Annotated in this window: 17 protein-coding genes; 13 read left to right on the forward strand and 4 right to left on the reverse strand. The window is 66.2% G+C overall.

Going from position 1 to position 17,562, the window contains the following annotated elements; all coding sequences use genetic code 11:
* Positions 1 to 92: 92 nt before the first annotated feature.
* From CAP38_RS03580 to CAP38_RS03590, 3 genes are read right to left on the reverse strand one after another with little or no spacing between them, the layout of a single operon-like run.
* A complete protein-coding gene (locus CAP38_RS03580) occupies positions 93 to 1,121 on the reverse strand; it encodes an alpha-hydroxy acid oxidase (RefSeq protein ID WP_306297693.1) in 1,029 nt (342 codons plus the stop codon).
* Positions 1,118 to 1,831 carry a Fe2+-dependent dioxygenase gene (locus CAP38_RS03585; RefSeq protein WP_086119474.1) on the reverse strand — a complete coding sequence of 238 codons (714 nt, stop codon included), beginning with the start codon at positions 1,829 to 1,831 and terminating at the stop codon, positions 1,118 to 1,120. The genes CAP38_RS03580 and CAP38_RS03585 overlap by 4 nt, the downstream gene beginning before the upstream one ends.
* Before the next feature lie 6 nt (positions 1,832 to 1,837).
* The gene (locus CAP38_RS03590; RefSeq protein WP_086119475.1) at positions 1,838 to 4,045 is read right to left on the reverse strand and encodes a TonB-dependent siderophore receptor; all 2,208 of its coding nucleotides are present in this window, start codon (positions 4,043 to 4,045) and stop codon (positions 1,838 to 1,840) included.
* 265 nt (positions 4,046 to 4,310) lie between these two features.
* On the opposite strand from CAP38_RS03590, the gene ahpC reads away from it, so the two are divergent.
* The 4 genes from ahpC (at position 4,311) to CAP38_RS03610 (ending at position 8,917) form a co-directional block, all read left to right on the forward strand.
* On the forward strand, positions 4,311 to 4,874 hold the full coding sequence (gene ahpC, locus CAP38_RS03595) for an alkyl hydroperoxide reductase subunit C (RefSeq protein ID WP_086119476.1): 564 nt from the start codon (positions 4,311 to 4,313) through the stop codon (positions 4,872 to 4,874).
* Positions 4,875 to 4,987: 113 nt separating this feature from the next.
* Positions 4,988 to 6,565, forward strand: coding sequence for an alkyl hydroperoxide reductase subunit F (gene ahpF / locus CAP38_RS03600; RefSeq protein ID WP_086119477.1), 1,578 nt, complete (start codon positions 4,988 to 4,990; stop codon positions 6,563 to 6,565).
* Between the two features lie 184 nt (positions 6,566 to 6,749).
* Positions 6,750 to 8,552 (forward strand): MFS transporter, encoded by a 1,803-nt coding sequence (locus CAP38_RS03605; RefSeq protein ID WP_256924241.1) that lies wholly within the window; start codon positions 6,750 to 6,752, stop codon positions 8,550 to 8,552.
* 92 nt (positions 8,553 to 8,644) lie between these two features.
* Positions 8,645 to 8,917, forward strand: coding sequence for a hypothetical protein (locus tag CAP38_RS03610; RefSeq protein ID WP_086119479.1), 273 nt, complete (start codon positions 8,645 to 8,647; stop codon positions 8,915 to 8,917).
* A 12-nt stretch (positions 8,918 to 8,929) separates the two neighbouring features.
* Here CAP38_RS03610 and CAP38_RS03615 read toward each other — a convergent pair whose 3' ends face one another.
* Entirely contained in the window at positions 8,930 to 9,751 is an 822-nt protein-coding gene (locus CAP38_RS03615) for a pyruvate, water dikinase regulatory protein (RefSeq protein WP_086119480.1), read from the reverse strand.
* A gap of 159 nt (positions 9,752 to 9,910) precedes the next feature.
* Between CAP38_RS03615 and ppsA the strand changes: the two genes are divergently transcribed.
* The 9 genes from ppsA to rplI all read left to right on the forward strand — a co-directional run bounded on the left by ppsA (position 9,911) and on the right by rplI (position 17,489).
* Positions 9,911 to 12,310, forward strand: a complete 2,400-nt coding sequence (gene ppsA / locus CAP38_RS03620) for a phosphoenolpyruvate synthase (protein WP_086119481.1) — start codon at positions 9,911 to 9,913, stop codon at positions 12,308 to 12,310.
* Between the two features lie 181 nt (positions 12,311 to 12,491).
* The gene (locus CAP38_RS03625; protein WP_086119482.1) at positions 12,492 to 12,788 is read left to right on the forward strand and encodes a hypothetical protein; all 297 of its coding nucleotides are present in this window, start codon (positions 12,492 to 12,494) and stop codon (positions 12,786 to 12,788) included.
* Complete coding sequence (locus CAP38_RS03630) at positions 12,785 to 13,360, forward strand: tetratricopeptide repeat protein (RefSeq protein ID WP_086119483.1); 576 nt, start codon at positions 12,785 to 12,787, stop codon at positions 13,358 to 13,360. The genes CAP38_RS03625 and CAP38_RS03630 overlap by 4 nt, the downstream gene beginning before the upstream one ends.
* A 151-nt stretch (positions 13,361 to 13,511) precedes the next feature.
* Positions 13,512 to 13,766 (forward strand): DUF4212 domain-containing protein, encoded by a 255-nt coding sequence (locus tag CAP38_RS03635; protein ID WP_373271401.1) that lies wholly within the window; start codon positions 13,512 to 13,514, stop codon positions 13,764 to 13,766.
* 3 nt (positions 13,767 to 13,769) lie between these two features.
* Entirely contained in the window at positions 13,770 to 15,890 is a 2,121-nt protein-coding gene (locus CAP38_RS03640; protein ID WP_086119485.1) for a sodium:solute symporter family protein, read from the forward strand.
* A gap of 157 nt (positions 15,891 to 16,047) precedes the next feature.
* Complete coding sequence (gene rpsF / locus CAP38_RS03645; protein WP_086119486.1) at positions 16,048 to 16,419, forward strand: 30S ribosomal protein S6; 372 nt, start codon at positions 16,048 to 16,050, stop codon at positions 16,417 to 16,419.
* A gap of 23 nt (positions 16,420 to 16,442) precedes the next feature.
* On the forward strand, positions 16,443 to 16,730 hold the full coding sequence (gene priB / locus CAP38_RS03650; RefSeq protein ID WP_086119487.1) for a primosomal replication protein N: 288 nt from the start codon (positions 16,443 to 16,445) through the stop codon (positions 16,728 to 16,730).
* Between the two features lie 11 nt (positions 16,731 to 16,741).
* A complete protein-coding gene (rpsR, locus tag CAP38_RS03655) occupies positions 16,742 to 17,023 on the forward strand; it encodes a 30S ribosomal protein S18 (protein WP_086119488.1) in 282 nt (93 codons plus the stop codon).
* 13 nt (positions 17,024 to 17,036) lie between these two features.
* Positions 17,037 to 17,489 carry a 50S ribosomal protein L9 gene (gene rplI / locus CAP38_RS03660; RefSeq protein ID WP_086119489.1) on the forward strand — a complete coding sequence of 151 codons (453 nt, stop codon included), beginning with the start codon at positions 17,037 to 17,039 and terminating at the stop codon, positions 17,487 to 17,489.
* Positions 17,490 to 17,562 lie beyond the last annotated feature (73 nt).

The following is a 17,562-nucleotide window of genomic DNA, read 5'->3' on the forward strand; positions in this document are numbered from 1 at the left end:
CATGGGGGATCCTTTCAGGCGAGGTGGGCATGTCTCGAATTATAAATGAGAATGGTTTGCATTTGAATGAAGAGGCCGAATCTTTTGGCCCGTCAACGCAACAGGCCCAGCGTCGGGGCCTGGGCCGGGCAGTGGCATCCGCACAAGGCCTGCGCGGCCACCAGCTCGTCCTGCAGCCGGCGCAGCACGGTGGCCACCCCCGGGGCGCCGCTGCGGGCAAGACCTGCCAGCACCGGCCGGCCCACCAGCACCGCCGCCGCACCCAGTGCGAGCGCCTTGAGCACGTCGGTGCCGCGCCGGATGCCGCCGTCCACCAGCACCGGCAGTGCTCCCGCCACGGCCGCCACCACCGCGGGCAGGGCCTGCGCGGTGGGGACGGCGGTGTCCAGGGTGCGCCCGCCGTGGTTGGAGACGATCAGCCCGTCGACGCCGCGGGCCACCGCCTCGGCGGCATCGACCGGATGCAGCACGCCTTTGAGGAGCACCGGAAGCCGGGTGTGTTCCTTCAGCCAGGCGACCTGCTCCCAGGTGGGCGCGCCGGCCAGCAACTCCGCCAGCGGGACCTGGGGCGCGGGCTTCAGGTTCACGGCCGACAGACCCGCCGGCAGGCGGAAGCCGGTCTGCAGCTCGCGGTCGCGGACGCCTTGCACCGGGGCGTCCACCGTCAGCACCAGCGCCTCGAAGCCGGCGGCCTCGGCGCGCCGAACCAGGGCCAGCGTGTCGTCCGGGCGGGGTTGCGGGTACAGCTGGAACCACAGCGGGCCTCGGGCCGGGTCATCGAGCACGGCGCGGGCCACCGCCTCCAGCGGCTGACTGGCCTGGCAGCTCAGCACCATGCCGGTCCCCTGACTGGCGGCGGCCAGGGCGGTGCCCTGCTCGCCATGGGCATGGGCCAGCATCTGGTGGGCCATGGGGGCCACCAGCAGCGGCGTGGGCCAGGTGCGGCCGAGCAGATCGGTGCGGGTATGGCTGCCCGCCAGCCGGCGCAGGGTGCGCGGCCACAGTGACAGGTCCTGCCAGGCCTGCCGGTTGGCCTGCAGCGTGATCTCGTCGGCTGCGCCGCCGAACAGGTAGGCCGCGTGTGAACGGTCCAGGTGCTGGAGACCTTCGGCCAGGCTCACAGCTGGCTCCACTGACGCAGCAGGTTGTGATAGACGCCGGACAGCGCGGTGGTCTCGGCGCTGTCGCCGTGGCGCGCGCGCAGGCGCAGCAGGTTCATGTCGAGGTCGAACAGGATCTGGCGCCGACTTTCGTCGGCCACCAGGCTCTGCACCCAGAAGAATCCGGCCAGCCGCTCGCCCCGGGTGACCGGGGTCACTTCGTGCACGGTGCTGGCCGGGTAGAGCAGGGCGTGTCCGGCCGGCAGCTTGAAGGCCCGGGTGCCCGTGCTGTGGTGCACCACCAGTTCACCGCCGTCGTAGCTGTCGGGGTCGGACAGGAAGACGGTGCACGAGAGGTCCCCGCGCATCCACTGCGCCGTCCCGGTCCCGGGCAGGCGCAGCACCGCGTTGTCGACATGGCGCCCGTAGTGGTCGCCCATGGTCTGGCCGCCGTCGGCCGGCGCGCGGTAGCGGTTGAACAACGCCGGCAGCACCTGCCGGGGCAGTGCGGCCGAGATGAACAGGGGATCGCGTTCCAGCGCTTGCGCCACCAGGGCCTGCAGCCCGCGCGACGCGTCGCTGTCCTGCTGCAGCTGCCGGTTGTGCTTGAGGGCCGCGGCCTGGCCACCGGCGGTACCGGCGCCGTCCACCCAGGGCGCCTGTGCGCCCAGGCGCGCGCGGGCCTGCCGCACTTCCTCGGGGGTCAACAGGTCCTTGAGCGGCAGCAGCATGGATGGTCAGAACAGGCTGGTGAGGGTGAGCTGCACCTTGCGCGCGGCACCGGGCACATAGAACCCGGAGTACAGGCTGTCGGCATACAGCTTGTTGGTCAGGTTGCTGATGTTGAGTTTGAGCGTGTGGCGGTCGGAGATCACGTACTCGGCCATGGCGTCCACCGTGGTGAAGGCCGGGGCCACGTTCACGCGGCTGGTGGCCGGCGTCTGCTCGCTGCGGTAGTTCAGGCCCAGGCCCAGGCGCAGAGGCTGCGTGACCCGGTAGGTGGTCCAGAGGCTGGCGCTGTGCTTGGGCGTGAGACCGGGCCGGTCGCCCTGGCGCGGGCTGTTGCCGGTTCGGGCGCCGGCATCGATGCGCGCGCTGGGGATCCATGTGTGGTTGTAGAACACCTCCCACTGCGGCGTGAAGCGCCCGGCCAGGTTGAACTCCATGCCGGTGGCGTGCCGCTTGCCCGAGAGCAGGTACTGGCCGGCCGCGGTGTCGGGGTCGGTGTTGCGCTCGTTGTATTTTTCGGAGCGGAACAGCGCCACGCCGAGCAGTGCCCGGTTCTCGAACAGGTCGAACTTGGCGCCCACCTCGACGTTGCGGCTCTTCTCCGGCGGCGTGTTGGCCAGCAGGGCGTTGTTGCTGCCCGGTGTGAAGGCGCCCAGCGCGTACTGGTAGGTGTCGCCCGAGGTGTTGTACGAGGTGCCCACCGACGCGTAGTACGAGGCCGTGCTGCTGGGCTGGAAGATGAGCCCCACGCGCGGGCTCACCAGGTTCTCGCTGATGTCGAAGGCATTGCCGTTGGGGTCGGCATAGCCGGCCTTGAAGTGGTCGAAGCGCAGGCCACCCACCAGCTTGAGCTGCTCGGTGAGCGAGACCGTGTCCTGCACATAGGCGCCGATGCTGGTGGTGTCGAAGGTGTTGAGCGGGATGGCACCGCGCGTGTCGGGGCGGATGGCGCCATCGTTGGGGTTGCCGACGGTGGTGTTGCTGCCCAGGCTGGGGCCGCCGAAGTTCTGGTTGCGTCTGGCGTCCTCGCGGCTGAGGTCCACGCCGGCCAGCAGCTGGTGCCTGAAGCCCAGTGCATCGAAGCGGGTGCTGTAGTCGCTCTGCAGCTGGGTCAGGTCGCTGTAGCCCACGCGGCCCTTGGCGGCGTTGGTGGTGCGGTTGATGACCGTGTTCGGGTTGAGGTTGGCCAGCGTGGTGCCGGCGCCGAAGCGCACCACGGTGCCCCAGAGTTCGCGCTCGTACTGCCCGTGGCGCAGCGTGGTCTTGAGCTCGGTGTCCTGGTCGAAGCGGTGCAGGTGGCTCAGCGTGACGGCGGTGGTGCGGGTGCGGTTGTAGTCGCTGGCGAAGCCGTAGAAGTTGTCGGCCGGCAGCACCGGGATCACCAGGTTCTGGCCATTGCCCCGGGGTGTGGTGAGCCAGGGATGGTTGTAGATCGGGTTGGCGTCGGTCTGCAGGTGGTAGATGCCGGCCGAAAACTCGTCGCGCAGGCCGATGCCCCAGCGGTAGGTGGCGGCCAGACCGCGCTTGTCGTCCCGTGCGCCCTGGTTGTCGGCGTTCTGCACCATGGCATTGATGCGCAGGGCCGCGTCCTCGTCGGTCTTGAGGTTGAAGTCGCCGGTCAGGCGCACTTCGCGGCCGGTGCCGATGGTGGTGTTGATCTCGTGCTGGTCCAGCAGGAACGGCTGCTTGCTCACCTGGTTGATGACGCCGCCGGTGGAGCCCCTGCCGAACAGCATGGAGGCCGAGCCCTTGAGGATTTCCACGCGGTCGAGGTTGAAGGTGTCGCGTTCGATCAGGGGCGCATCGCGCAGGCCGTCGACAAAGATGTCGCCCGCCTGGCTGAGCGAGAAGCCGCGCATGCGCACGTCTTCCTCGCCGGTCTCGCCGGCCTGGAAGGTCACGCCGGCGGTGGTGCGCAGCACCTCGCGGAAATCGTCGAGGTTGCGGTCATCGAGCAGGCGCTCGGTCATGACCGTGACCGACTGGGGGATGTCCTTGATGGCCTGGCGGCCCTTGCCGATGCCGGTCTCGGTGGCCTTGAGGGTGTTCTTGGCATCGCTGCCGATGGCGCTGTCGCGGACCTCCACCGTGCCCAGCGTGGGCGTGGCGGGGGTCTGCGGGGTGGTCTGGGCGTGGGCGGTCAGGGAGGCGGCCAGCAGCAGGGTGGCCAGGGGCAGGGGGGCGAGCGGGAACGGAGCAGGGGTCGGGAATGGCATGGTGGCAGACAGGTCGAGGGTGGTCGGCTGGCTGCAACGCGCCCGACGGGCGGTGGTGGCTGGCTGAGTGTGTCAGTATATTACAAATAGGAATCGATCTCATTTGCATGCAGTTGCTGCGTCGCAACAGGTCGCCTATCGGGTGCATAGCAACTATCAATCCTGTAGCGTGATAGATCCCTTCTAAAATCAGGGTCATCCCCGGGGCGCCACACTGTCCTGGACAACGTTTCTCCCATCCCGCAACCCACCGAAAGGAATCACCATGTCCCTGATCAACACCACCGTTCAGCCCTTCAGCGCCACCGCTTTCCACAACGGCAAGTTCGTGCCGGTCACCGACGCCAGCCTCAAGGGCGAGTGGTCCGTGCTGATCTTCATGCCGGCCGCCTTCACCTTCAACTGCCCGACCGAAGTGGAAGACGCCGCCGAGAACTACGCCGAGTTCCAGAAGGCCGGTGCCGAGGTCTACATCGTGACCACCGACACCCACTTCGCCCACAAGGTGTGGCACGAGACCTCCCCCGCCGTGGGCAAGGCCCAGTTCCCCCTGATCGGTGACCCGACCCACCAGCTGACCCGCGCTTTCGGCGTGCACATCGAAGAAGAGGGCCTGGCCCTGCGCGGCACCTTCATCATCAACCCCGAGGGTGTGATCAAGACCGCCGAAATCCACGACAACGCCATCGCCCGCGACGTCAAGGAAACCCTGCGCAAGCTCAAGGCCGCCCAGTTCGTGGCCAAGAACCCCGGCCAGGTGTGCCCCGCCAAGTGGCAGGAAGGCGCCAAGACCCTGACCCCGTCGCTGGACCTGGTCGGCAAGATCTGATGATCTGAGGCGCTGACTGGCCCCGCCAGTACCGCAGCCCGATGGGTGGGAGTCGCTGACCCCACCCATCCACCGGCGGCACTGAACACCGCATCCCCTACCAGGAGATCCCCATGCTTGATTCCCAGCTGAAGTCCCAGCTGCAGGCCTACCTCGGCCGTCTGCAGCGTCCCATCCGACTGATCGCCTCCCTCGACGACAGCCAGGGCGCCACCGAGATGCGCGAACTGCTGACCGAGATCGCCGAGCTCTCCGACCTGGTGAGCTTCGACGACAGCGGCACCGATGGCCGCAAGCCGTCCTTCCTAATCGCGCCGCAGGGCTCCGACCAGGGCGTGCGCTTCGCCGCCATCCCGCTGGGCCATGAATTCACCTCGCTGGTGCTGGCCCTGCTGTGGACCGGTGGCCACCCGCCCAAGGAAGAAGCCGAGACCCTGGACGCCATCGATGCGCTGCAGGGCGACTTCCGCTTCGAGGTCTACATGAGCCTGTCGTGCCACAACTGCCCGGATGTGGTGCAGGCGCTCTCGCTCATGGCCATCCGCAATCCGGCCGTCAAGACCGTGGTCATCGACGGCGGCCTGTACCAGGCCGAGGTCGAGGAGCGCCAGGTGCTGGCCGTGCCCATGGTCTACCTCAACGGCGAGGTGTTCGGCTCCGGCCGCATGACGCTGCAGGAGATCGTGGCCAAGCTCGACGTGAATGCCGACGAGCGCGAAGCCGCCAAGCTCGATGCCAAGGAGGCCTTCGATGTGCTGGTGGTGGGCGGTGGCCCGGCCGGCGCGGCAGCAGCCGTCTATGCCGCCCGCAAGGGCATCCGCGTGGGCGTGGCGGCCGAGCGCTTCGGTGGCCAGACCAACGACACCATGGGCATCGAGAACTACATCTCGGTGCTGGAGACCAACGGGCCGAAGTTCGCCGCCGATCTGGAAGCCCAGGTGCGCCACTACGACGTCGACCTGATGAACCTGCAGCGCGCCGAGAAGCTGATCCCCGCCACCGAGCCGGGCGGCCTGGTGCAGGTGCAGATGGCCAACGGGGCGGTGCTCAAGGCCCGCAGCGTGATCCTGTCCACCGGCGCCCGCTGGCGCAACGTGAACGTGCCCGGCGAGAACGAGTACCGCAACAAGGGCGTGGCCTACTGCCCGCACTGCGACGGTCCGCTGTTCAAGGGCAAGGACGTGGCGGTCATCGGTGGTGGCAACTCCGGCGTGGAAGCGGCCATCGACCTGGCCGGCATCGTCGGGCATGTGACGCTGATCGAGTTCGCCGATGCCCTCAAGGCGGACGCCGTGCTGGTGAGCAAGCTGCGCAGCCTGCCCAACGTCACCATCCACGTGAACGCCCAGACCACCGAGATCACCGGTGCCGGCGGCAAGGTCAATGGCCTGAGCTACAAGGACCGGGTCAGCGGCGAGGTGCGCCATGTGCCGCTGGAAGGCGTGTTCGTGCAGATCGGCCTGGTGCCCAACACCGAATGGCTCAAGGGCACGGTGGAGCTCAGCCGCTACGGCGAGATCGTGGTGGATGCCAAGGGCCACACCAACGTGGAAGGCGTCTTCGCCGCCGGTGACTGCACCACGGTGCCGTACAAGCAGATCGTGATCGCTGCCGGCGACGGCGCCAAGGCCGCGCTCAGCGCCTTCGACCACCTGATCCGCCAGCCTGTGGCCGAGGCCGTTGCTGCCTGATCTGCAAGGTTCGTGTCAGTTGTTGACCTCGGCCGTAGGGGCATACCCTTAAGCCCCGCCGGCCGGGATCGATCAGCAATTTTCGAGTAAGGCAGTCTGCCCACATTGCGCTCCCACAAGCCGCAGACCTTCTGCGGACGAGAACCGCCCGGCCTTCCAGTCGGGCTCAACAGGAGCAAGCAACATGGCAACCGCCGACACCGCATCCAACATCCGGGAACGCTCCCGGCCGATGACGCCCGAAGAGAAGAAGGTGATCATGGCCTCATCGGCCGGCACCATCTTCGAGTGGTACGACTTCTACCTGTATGGCGCTCTGGCCGCCATCATCGGCGCGCAGTTCTTCACCGCCTTCCCGGAGAACACCCGCAACGTCTTCGCCCTGCTGGCCTTCGCCGCCGGCTTCATCGTGCGTCCGTTCGGTGCGCTGGTGTTCGGCATGCTGGGCGACATGATCGGCCGCAAGTACACCTTCCTGATGACCATCGTCATCATGGGCGTGTCGACCTTCCTGGTGGGTGTCCTGCCCAACTACGAGAGCTGGGGTGTTGCCGCTCCCGTCATCCTCATCCTGCTGCGCATGGCGCAGGGTCTGGCACTCGGTGGCGAATACGGCGGCGCAGCCATCTACGTGGCGGAACACGCACCGGCCAACCAGCGTGGCTACTTCACCGCCTTCATCCAGACCACGGCCACGCTGGGTCTGCTGCTGTCGCTGATCGTCATCCTGTCGGTGCAGGGTTACGTCAACGCCAACTACCCCGATGTGCCCCTGCTCAAGGACGGCGTGGCCGTGCTGATGGCCGACGGCAATCCGACCATGGTCAAGGCGTTCAACGCCTGGGGCTGGCGCATTCCCTTCATCGGCTCGATCCTGCTGCTGGGCATCTCGCTCTACATCCGTCTGCAGATGAATGAAAGCCCGGCCTTCAAGAAGATGAAGGAAGAGGGTCGTACCTCCAAGGCCCCGCTGAGCGAAGCCTTCGGCAACTGGAAGAACGGCAAGATCGCGCTGATCGCCCTGCTGGGTCTGGTCGCCGGTCAGGCCGTGGTCTGGTACACGGGCCAGTTCTACGCCCTGTTCTTCATGCAGAACGTGATCAAGGTCGACAGCTTCACCGCCAACGTGATGGTGGCCTGGTCGCTGATCCTGGGCACCGGTGGCTTCCTGCTGTTCGGCTCCCTGTCCGACCGCATCGGCCGCAAGCCGATCATCCTGGCGGGCTGCCTGCTGGCCGCCGCCACCTTCCTGCCGGTGTTCGGTTTCCTGACCAAGACCGCCAACCCCGCCCTGTACATCGCCCACCAGACCCCGGTGTCGGTGACCGTGGCGGCCGAAGACTGCTCGTTCCAGTTCAACCCCACCGGCACGGTGAAGTTCACCTCGTCGTGCGACATCGCCAAGGCCCAGCTGGCCCGCACCTCGGTCAACTACACCACCATCGAAGGCGCCGCCCCCGGCACGCTGGCCGTGGTGAAGGTCGGCGAGACCTCCATCCCCGCCTACGATGCCGGCAAGCTCAGCGGCGACGAACTGAAGAAGGCCAAGGCGGCTTTTGACGGCGCCCTGAACGCCGCTCTGAAGCAGGCCGGCTATCCGCTGGTGCCGGCCGACAACACCACCATCGCCAAGGCCCAGAACTTCTTCGACATCTTCTCGGCCCAGAAGCTGACCATCATCCTGATCCTGACCTACCTGGTCATCCTGGTCACCATGGTGTACGGCCCGATCGCCTCGATGCTGGTGGAGATGTTCCCGACCCGCATCCGCTACTCCGGTCTCTCGCTGCCCTACCACATCGGCAACGGCTGGTTCGGCGGTCTGATGCCTGCCACCGCCTTCGCCATCTCGGCGCAGACCGGCAACATCTACTCGGGCCTGTGGTACGCCATCGTGATTGCCGTGATGACGGTGGTCATCGGCTCGATCTTCGTGCCGGGCGGCACGCACAAGAAGGACATCTTCGCCGGTGACACCGGCAAGTAAGCCCGGGTTCCGGACCTGACGCGTCGACCGTCTGCCCGCGAGGGCAGGCGGTCGACCTTTTTATGAGTGCCCAGCACACAGGAGTCCCCGCCTTGATCGACCTGATCGTTTCACAACTCACCGATGTGTTCCGCATCGGACTGATCATTGCCCTGGTGATCACCACCCTCCGGACATCGGCCATCACCGGACGGGTGATTCCGCTGGCCTGCGGTGTGGTGTTCGTGGCGGTGATGCTGCCCCTGACCCTGCCCACCGGATCGGTCCCCCTGGTGGACAGCATCCTGGCGGGACTGCTGTCCAACCTGGTCATCCTGCTGCACGTGCTGGCCGTGGCCCGCCTGGTGCAGCTCCTGCGCCGCTGACCGGGCGGTCCTTCAGTACTCCAGCCGCTCGGGCCGCACTTCCTGCAGGATGGTGGTGGCGATCTCCTCGATCGACTTGGTGGTCGTGGAGAGCCAGCGGATGCCCTCGCGGCGCATCATGTTCTCGGCCTCGGACACCTCCATGCGGCAGTTGTCCAGGCTCGCATAGCGCGAGTTCGGCCGGCGTTCGTTGCGGATCTCGCTCAGCCGCTCGGGCGCGATCGTCAGACCGAACAGCTTCTTGCGGTGCGGCACCAGCGCCGGTGGGAGCTTGCGCCGGTCGAAGTCTTCCGGAATGAGCGGGTAGTTCGATGCCTTCAGCCCGTACTGCATGGCCAGGTAGAGCGACGTGGGCGTCTTGCCGCTGCGGCTCACGCCCACCAGGATCACGTCGGAACCCTCGAGGTCCTTGTGGCTCTGGCCATCGTCGTGGGCCAGCGAGAAATTGATCGCCTCGATGCGGTCGTGGTAAGCCTTGCTCTTGGACGCATCCGAGAAGCGACCCACGCGGTGGTTGCTCTTGATGGACAGCTCGGCCTCCAGCGGCTCGACGAAGGTGCCGAACATGTCGAGCATCATGCCCCGGCAGTGCTGTCGGAACACATCGAGCACCTCGTCGTTGACCACGGTCAGGAACACCAGCGGGCGCTTGCCTTCGAGCTCGGCCACATGGTTGATCTGGCGCACCGCCTGGTGAGCCTTGTCCACGCTGTCCAGGAAGGGCAGGCGCACGCGGCGCACATGGATCTCGAACTGCGCCAGGATGGCGTTGCCGAAGGTCTCGGCGGTGATGCCGGTGCCGTCGGACACGAAGTACACGGTGCGATTGGCCATGGGGGCGGCGTCCTACAATGTCGGTTGTTGCGTGGGGTGATTATGTGGCCCTGCGCTGAGCGATCTGCCTGCCTTGCCCGGTGCCCGACCCACAACAGAACTACAGGTCATCCGCTGGTGCATGGAGCCCCCCGGTTTTTCAACCTCAGGAGTCTTCCCATGTCCCAACTGTTCGGTGCGACCGACCTGGTCGTTCCCTTTGAAAAGCTCAGGATGAGCGATGTCGAGGCCGTCGGCGGCAAGAACGCCAGCCTCGGCGAGATGATCTCGCAGCTGCCCAGCGGCGTGAAGGTGCCCACCGGCTTTGCCACCACGGCCCACGCGTTCCGCCAGTTCCTCAAGCACGACGGTCTGGCCGACCGCATCAATGCCCGGCTCGATGCGCTCGACACCGAGGACGTCCGTGCGCTGGCGGCCGCCGGCGCCGAGATCCGCGCCATGGTCGAGGCCCAGCCGTTCCCGGCCGATCTGGAACAGGCCATCCGCGCCGAGTTCGCCACACTCAGTGCCGGCAACCCGCAGGCCTCCTTCGCCGTGCGCTCCTCGGCCACCGCCGAGGACCTGCCCGATGCCTCCTTTGCCGGCCAGCAGGAGACCTTCCTGAACGTGGTGGGCATCGAGGACGTGCTGCACAAGATGAAGGAGGTGTTTGCCTCCCTCTACAACGACCGCGCCATCAGCTACCGCGTGCACAAGGGCTTTGCCCACGCCGACGTGGCCCTGTCGGCCGGCGTGCAGCGCATGGTCCGCTCCGACCTGGGGGCGGCCGGCGTGATGTTCACCATCGACACCGAATCCGGTTTCGAGGATGTCGTCTTCATCACCTCCAGCTACGGCCTGGGCGAGACGGTGGTGCAGGGCGCTGTGAACCCGGACGAGTTCTATGTGCACAAGCCCATGCTCAAGGCCGGCAAGCGCGCACTCATCCGCCGCAACCTGGGCAGCAAGCTGATCCAGATGACCTTCAGCACCCCGGAGGAGAAGGCCGCCACCGGCAAGCTGGTCAAGACGGTCGACGTGCCGGTGGAGCAGCGCAACCGCTACAGCCTGAGCGATGCCGACGTCGAGCAGCTGGCCCGCTACGCCCTGGTCATCGAGCAGCACTACGGTCGCCCGATGGACATCGAATGGGGCAAGGACGGCACCGACGGCCAGCTCTACATCCTGCAGGCCCGTCCCGAGACGGTGAAGAGCCAGTCCGCCGGCAAGACCGAGGTGCGCTACAAGCTCAAGGGCAAGGGCGCCGTGCTGGCCAGCGGCCGCGCCATCGGCCAGAAGGTCGGCACCGGCCCGGTGCGCCTGGTGCACAACATCAGCGAGATGGACAAGGTGCAGCCCGGCGACGTGCTGGTGACCGACATGACCGACCCCAACTGGGAACCGGTGATGAAGCGGGCGAGTGCCATCGTCACCAACCGGGGTGGCCGCACCTGCCACGCGGCCATCATCGCCCGCGAGCTGGGCATCCCGGCCGTGGTGGGCTGCGGTGACGCCACCGAGCAGCTCAAGGACGGCACCCTGGTGACGGTGAGCTGCGCCGAGGGCGACACCGGCCAGATCTACGACGGCCTGCTGGAGACCGAGGTCACCGAGGTGCAGCGCGGCGAGATGCCGGACATCGACGTCAAGATCATGATGAACGTCGGCAACCCGCAGCTGGCCTTCGACTTCGCCCAGATTCCCAACGGCGGTGTCGGCCTGGCGCGGCTGGAGTTCATCATCAACAACAACATCGGCGTGCACCCCAAGGCCATCCTGGACTACCCGGCGGTGGATGCCGACCTGAAGAAGGCGGTGGAGTCGGTGGCCCGCGGCCATGCCAGCCCGCGTGCCTTCTATGTGGACAAGGTGGCCGAAGGCGTGGCCACCATCGCCGCGGCCTTCTGGCCCAAGCCGGTCATCGTGCGGCTGTCGGACTTCAAGTCCAACGAGTACCGCAAGCTGGTCGGCGGCAGCCGCTACGAGCCGGACGAGGAAAACCCGATGCTGGGCTTCCGGGGCGCCGCCCGCTACATCAGCCACGACTTTGCCGAAGCCTTTGCCATGGAGTGCGAGGCACTGAAGCGGGTGCGCGAGGACATGGGCCTGACCAACGTCCAGGTCATGGTGCCGTTCGTGCGCACCCTGGAGCAGGCCCGCAAGGTGACCGAGCTGCTGGCGGCCAAGGGCCTGAAGCGGGGCGAGAACGATCTCAAGCTGATCATGATGTGCGAGATTCCGAGCAACGCCGTGCTGGCCAGGGACTTCCTGCAGTACTTCGACGGCTTCTCCATCGGCTCCAACGACCTGACCCAGCTCACCCTGGGTCTGGACCGCGATTCCGGGCTGGAGCTGCTGGCGCACGACTTCGACGAGCGTGATCCGGCGGTCAAGGCGCTGCTCAAGCTGGCCATCGGCGCCTGCAAGGCCGAGGGCAAGTACGTGGGCATCTGCGGCCAGGGCCCCAGCGATCACCCCGACTTCGCCCAGTGGCTGCGCGACGAGGGCATCAGCTCGATCTCGCTCAACCCGGACTCGGTGGTGGACACCTGGCAGCTGCTGGCCGGACAGGCCGGCTGACGGTGCTCTGCCACCCCCAGAAAGGCGACCTCGGTCGCCTTTTTTCATGGGCGATCCCGGCGTGATGGCCTTCACGGGAAAACCCTCATGGGGTTTGACCTGCACTGACGACTTCCTGACAGGTTTTGTAAGAACTCGGTAAGGTGCCGATCCAGAATCGCGGCAGCGTTAAGACATCCTTATGTTGCTGCTCATTTCCTCCCTCAAGCTCATCACCGAAATTGCGTTGCTGTCGCTCTTTGGCCGGTGGATCCTGGGTTTGCTGGCGGGCCAGAAGAAGGACAGCAATGTCTTCTACAAGCTGCTGGAAGTCATGAGCAAGCCCTTCGTCCAGATCGCCCGGCTGATCACGCCCAAGGTGGTGCTTGACCGGCACGTGCCGCTGGTGGCCTTCCTGCTGCTGGCGTTTGCCTGGCTGATCGTGACCTGGACCAAGGTGAACCATTGCATCCGCATCGGCGTGGAGATGTGCCAATGAACCGTGCGCTCAACCTGTTGTACCTGCGGACCCTGGTCCGTGTGCTGCTGCTGTTCGGCCAGCGCGACGCCGCGCTGCAGCGGGTGCAGGAGATGATCGCGCTGGACCCGCAGGACCGCTACGCCCTGTCCACCATGGCGCACCTGCAGGTCGAAACCGGGCAGCGGACCGCTGCCATCGCCACGCTGGAGCAGATCGTGGCGCTCTATCCGGACTTTGCGCCGGGCTGGTTCAACCTGGGCTTCGTGGCCGAGGAGGGTGACCAGCTGGAGAGGGCCGAGGCGGCCTTCCGCCGCGCCATCGAGCTCGACGCCAAATTTGACCGCGCCTGGTATGGCCTGGGCATCTGCCTGATCCGCCAGCGCCGCTTCGACGAGGCCGTCCAGGCCCTGCGTCGCAACACCGAACTGCAACCCATGAGCCCCTACGGCTGGTACCAGCTGGCCCGGGTTCATGTCGACCGGCAAGAGCCCGAGGAGGCGGCGAAGATCATCCGCCACCTGCGCGGGTTCGAGCCCAAGGTGGCCGCCCAGCTGGAGCGCGAGACGGGTCTGGGCAAAGCCCGGGCCTGAGTCGTGTTCCGGCCAGGCGGCCGATAACAAGCGGTCGGGCGCCCGGGTGCCCGGCCAACAACCGCGAGCCGGTTGCAGTGTGCCCACAGGAGACGGGCGCAGCTCGTGATTTGCCCGAGAGGGTGTTGCTGATGGAGGTCGAATCGTGGAAATGACCGAAAGCCACCGCCAGTACTGGCGGAAGAACCTGAGAGTCACGGCAATCCTGCTGGCGATCTGGTTCGTGTTGACATTCGTGGTGAGCTACTTCGCCCGTGATCTGAGCTTCAGCTTCTTTGGCTGGCCGTTCAGTTTCTGGGTGGGGGCGCAAGGTGCCCTGGTGGGCTATGTGGCCATCATCGGCTACTACGCCTGGTACATGAACAAGCTCGACATCGAACACGGTGTCGAGGAAGTCGAGGAGTGATCCATGGCAGGCATGTTTGAAACAGGTGCCGCCGGTGGCGGTGGCTCCAACAAGGCGTTCAAGTCGCAGCTCAACAAGGTCTACGCCTGGTACACCGGGGGCTTCGCGGCCTTCGTGATCGTGCTGGCGGTGCTGGAGCAGATGGGCCTTCCGCGCGAGTGGATCGGCTTCATCTTCCTGCTGGCCACCATCGGCCTGTACGCCGGCATCGGCATCATGAGCCGCACCACCGACGCGGCCGAGTACTACGTGGCAGGTCGCCGGGTTCCGGCCATCTACAACGGCATGGCCACCGGCGCGGACTGGATGTCGGCCGCGTCCTTCATCGGCATGGCCGGTACCCTGTACCTGCAGGGTTACAGCGGTCTGGCCTTCATCATGGGCTGGACCGGCGGTTACTGCCTGGTGGCGCTGTTCCTGGCGCCGTACCTGCGCAAGTTCGGCCAGTTCACGATCCCTGACTTCCTGGGCGAGCGCTACGGCGGCAACGCGGCCCGTTTCGTCGGCATCCTGATCGCCATCCTGGTGTCGTTCGTGTACGTGGTGGCCCAGATCTACGGCGTGGGCCTGATCACCGCCCGACTGACCGGCGTGGCCTTCGAGCTCGGCGTGTTCCTGGGCCTGGGCGGCATTCTGGTCTGCTCGTTCCTGGGCGGCATGCGTGCCGTCACCTGGACCCAGGTGGCCCAGTACATCGTGCTGATCGTGGCCTACATGATCCCGGTGGTGTGGCTGTCGGTGAAGCAGACCAGCAATCCCGTCCCGCAGGTGGCCTACGGCTACCAGCTGGAGAAGGTGACTGCCAAGGAAAAGGTGCTGATGGCCGATCCCAAGGAAGTGGAAGTGCGCGAAGTCTTCAAGGCCCGCGCCGCCGCCCTGGGCGAGAAGCTGAAGGACCCGGCAGCCGCCCTGGCCGCCGACAAGGCCGCCGCCGAGAAGAAGATCGCCGACCTGAAGGCCGCCAACGCACCGGCCGCCGACGTGGCCGCTGCCGAGAAGGCGCTGGCCGCTCTGCCGAAGGATCCCGAGGCGGCCAAGAAAGCCTGGACGGCGGCCAAGGCCGCTGCCGAGGCCAAGGCCCGTCCGCTCAACGGCATGGCCCCGCACGCCCAGGCGTTCAGCGGCGACCCGAACGGCGACGAGAAGGCCCAGGCCGCTTACGACAACTCGCGTCGCAACTTCCTGGCCCTGATCTTCTGCCTGATGGTGGGTACGGCCGCGCTGCCGCACATCCTGATGCGCTACTACACGGTGCCCAGCGTGAAGGAAGCCCGTCAGTCGGTCACCTGGTCGCTGTTCTTCATCTTCCTGCTCTACTTCACCGCGCCTGCCCTGGCGGTGCTGGTGAAGTACGAAGTGTTCCACGTGCTGGTGGGAACGCCATTCGACCAGTTGCCGGCGTGGGTGGCTTCGTGGAACAAGGTGGATCCGAGCCTGATGTCGGTGACCGACATCAACAAGGACGGCCTGCTGCAGCTCAACGAGATGACCATCGGTGGCGACATCATCGTGCTGGCCACGCCGGAAATCGGTGGCTTGCCCTACGTGATTTCGGGTCTGGTGGCCGCTGGTGGCCTGGCCGCTGCGCTGTCCACGGCCGATGGTTTGCTGCTCACCATCGCCAACGCGCTGTCGCACGACCTGTACTACAAGATGATCGACCCCAATGCCTCGACCGCCCGCCGCGTGACCATCTCCAAGGTCCTGCTGCTGGTCGTGGCGCTGATGGCGGCCTACGTGGCTTCCCTAAAGGTGGCCGACATCCTGTTCCTGGTGTCCGCAGCGTTCTCGCTGGCCGCCGCAGGCTTCTTCCCGGCGCTGGTGCTGGGCATCTTCTGGAAGCGGGCGACCGGTCCGGGCGCGGTGCTGGGCATGATCGCCGGCGTGTCGGTGACCTTCTATTACATGGCCACCACCCAGCCCTGGATGCGCGGCCTGTTCGGCGTGACCGGTCCGGTGGCCGACTACACCTGGTGGGGCATCGCGCCGATCTCGGCCGGTGTCTTCGGGGTGCCCATCGGCATGGCCGTGATCATTCTGGTGAGCCTGGTGACCCCGGCGCCCAGCAAGAAGATCCAGGAACTGGTGGAGCATGTGCGCTACCCCAACCTGAAGATGTCCTGAGCCTCATCAGGCCTCTGAACCGCCTGTCCTACTCCCCGGACAGGCCCCGAACCCGGCGTGGCTGTCAAGCCCGCCGGGTTTTTTGCTAGAATCGCGGGATTGCCTTGCTGCACCCCAGTCGACGCCGGGGGCAGCTTTTCATCCACAAGGAGAGTCCATGCGTCATTACGAAATCGTGCTGCTGATCCACCCGGATCAGAGCGAACAGGTGCCCGCCATGCTGGAGCGCTACAAGGGCATGATCACCGCCGGCGGCGGCAAGATCCACCGCGTTGAAGACTGGGGTCGTCGCCAGATGGCCTACCAGATCAACAAGCTGTCCAAGGCCCACTACCTGTGCGTGAACATCGAGGCCGGTCAGGCCGTGATGGCCGAACTGGAGCATGCCTTCAAGTTCAACGACGCCGTCCTGCGTCACCTCACCGTGCAGCGCAAGAAGGCCGAGACCGGTCCTTCGGCCATGATGCGCACCGTCGAGCGTGAAGAAGCCCGCAAGGCCGCGCAGCAACCGCAGGAACAGGCCGCCTGATTGCCGGCGGCGCGCCACAGGGAGTGAACCGGTTCAGCGTGACGGCGGCGGTGGTGCAGGTGCAGAGCCTGCGCTACACCCCGGCAGGCATCCCGGCCGTGAATCTGGTGCTGGAGCACGGGTCACAGGTCGTCGAACTGGACACCCCCCGCCTGGTGAAACTTCAGCTGAGGGCCGTGGCCTTCGGCGCACTGGCCGAAGTGCTGTCCCGACAGGGCATGGACACGGTCTGCCGGTTTGAAGGTTTCCTGGCGAATGCGCGCACAGGCAAGGGCGTGGTGTTCCACATCCAAGATTTCAGCAAGACATAGGAAGGCCCATCATGGCTGCACCCAAGCGTTTCAACAAAGACAAGCGCCCCAAGCGCAACACCCAATCGCTGCTGTTCAAGCGCAAGCGCTTCTGCCGCTTCACCGTGGCCAACGTCGAAGAAGTCGACTACAAGGACGTCGATGTCCTGCGCGACTTCATCGCCGAAAACGGCAAGATCATCCCCGCGCGCCTGACCGGCACGCGTGCCTTCTACCAGCGTCAGGTCAACACCGCCATCAAGCGTGCGCGCTTCCTTGGCATGTTGCCTTACAGCGACCAGCACCGCGTCTGAAAGAGAGCCTGACATGCAAATCATCCTGCTCGACAAAGTTGTCAATCTCGGCGCCCTCGGCGATGTGGTCAAGGTCAAGGACGGCTACGCCCGCAACTTCCTGATCCCCACCGGCCGTGCCCGCCGCGCCACCCAGTCCGCCATCGCCGAGTTCGAGGCACGCCGTGCCGAGCTCGAAAAAGTGGCCGCCGCCAAGCTGGCCGAAGCCCAGGCCCTGGGCGAGAAGCTCGCCGGCGTGACCGTCAAGCTGAGCCAGAAGGCCGGCGTCGACGGCCGTCTGTTCGGCTCCGTGACCAACCACGACGTGGCCGAAGAGCTGAGCAAGCAAGGCTTCTCGGTGGCCAAGTCGCAAGTGCGCATGCCCAACGGCCCGCTGAAGATGGTGGGCGACTACACCGTCAGCGTGAACCTGCACACCGACGTCACCGTCGACGTGGCCGTGAGCGTGCTGGGCGAGACCGCCTGACCCTCTGCGGTTCCGATCAAGGCCGCTGTCCTTCGGGGCAGCGGCTTTTTTCTTTGGGGTGACCGGTTATCCC

The organism is Hydrogenophaga sp. IBVHS2, assembly GCF_002127215.1.
Lineage (GTDB): Bacteria > Pseudomonadota > Gammaproteobacteria > Burkholderiales > Burkholderiaceae_C > Hydrogenophaga.

What these genes read in the sequence shown, in the direction of transcription:
- CAP38_RS03585 (WP_086119474.1), bottom strand. Translation starts at nt 1,831, where the DNA reads ATGCTGCTGCCGCTCAAGGACCTGTTGACCCCCGAGGAAGTGCGGCAG.
- CAP38_RS03590 (WP_086119475.1), bottom strand. Translation starts at nt 4,045, where the DNA reads ATGCCATTCCCGACCCCTGCTCCGTTCCCGCTCGCCCCCCTGCCCCTG.
- ahpC (WP_086119476.1), top strand. Translation starts at nt 4,311, where the DNA reads ATGTCCCTGATCAACACCACCGTTCAGCCCTTCAGCGCCACCGCTTTC.
- ahpF (WP_086119477.1), top strand. Translation starts at nt 4,988, where the DNA reads ATGCTTGATTCCCAGCTGAAGTCCCAGCTGCAGGCCTACCTCGGCCGT.
- CAP38_RS03605 (WP_256924241.1), top strand. Translation starts at nt 6,750, where the DNA reads ATGGCAACCGCCGACACCGCATCCAACATCCGGGAACGCTCCCGGCCG.
- CAP38_RS03615 (WP_086119480.1), bottom strand. Translation starts at nt 9,751, where the DNA reads ATGGCCAATCGCACCGTGTACTTCGTGTCCGACGGCACCGGCATCACC.
- ppsA (WP_086119481.1), top strand. Translation starts at nt 9,911, where the DNA reads ATGTCCCAACTGTTCGGTGCGACCGACCTGGTCGTTCCCTTTGAAAAG.
- CAP38_RS03625 (WP_086119482.1), top strand. Translation starts at nt 12,492, where the DNA reads ATGTTGCTGCTCATTTCCTCCCTCAAGCTCATCACCGAAATTGCGTTG.
- CAP38_RS03630 (WP_086119483.1), top strand. Translation starts at nt 12,785, where the DNA reads ATGAACCGTGCGCTCAACCTGTTGTACCTGCGGACCCTGGTCCGTGTG.
- CAP38_RS03635 (WP_373271401.1), top strand. Translation starts at nt 13,512, where the DNA reads ATGACCGAAAGCCACCGCCAGTACTGGCGGAAGAACCTGAGAGTCACG.
- CAP38_RS03640 (WP_086119485.1), top strand. Translation starts at nt 13,770, where the DNA reads ATGGCAGGCATGTTTGAAACAGGTGCCGCCGGTGGCGGTGGCTCCAAC.
- rpsF (WP_086119486.1), top strand. Translation starts at nt 16,048, where the DNA reads ATGCGTCATTACGAAATCGTGCTGCTGATCCACCCGGATCAGAGCGAA.
- rpsR (WP_086119488.1), top strand. Translation starts at nt 16,742, where the DNA reads ATGGCTGCACCCAAGCGTTTCAACAAAGACAAGCGCCCCAAGCGCAAC.
- rplI (WP_086119489.1), top strand. Translation starts at nt 17,037, where the DNA reads ATGCAAATCATCCTGCTCGACAAAGTTGTCAATCTCGGCGCCCTCGGC.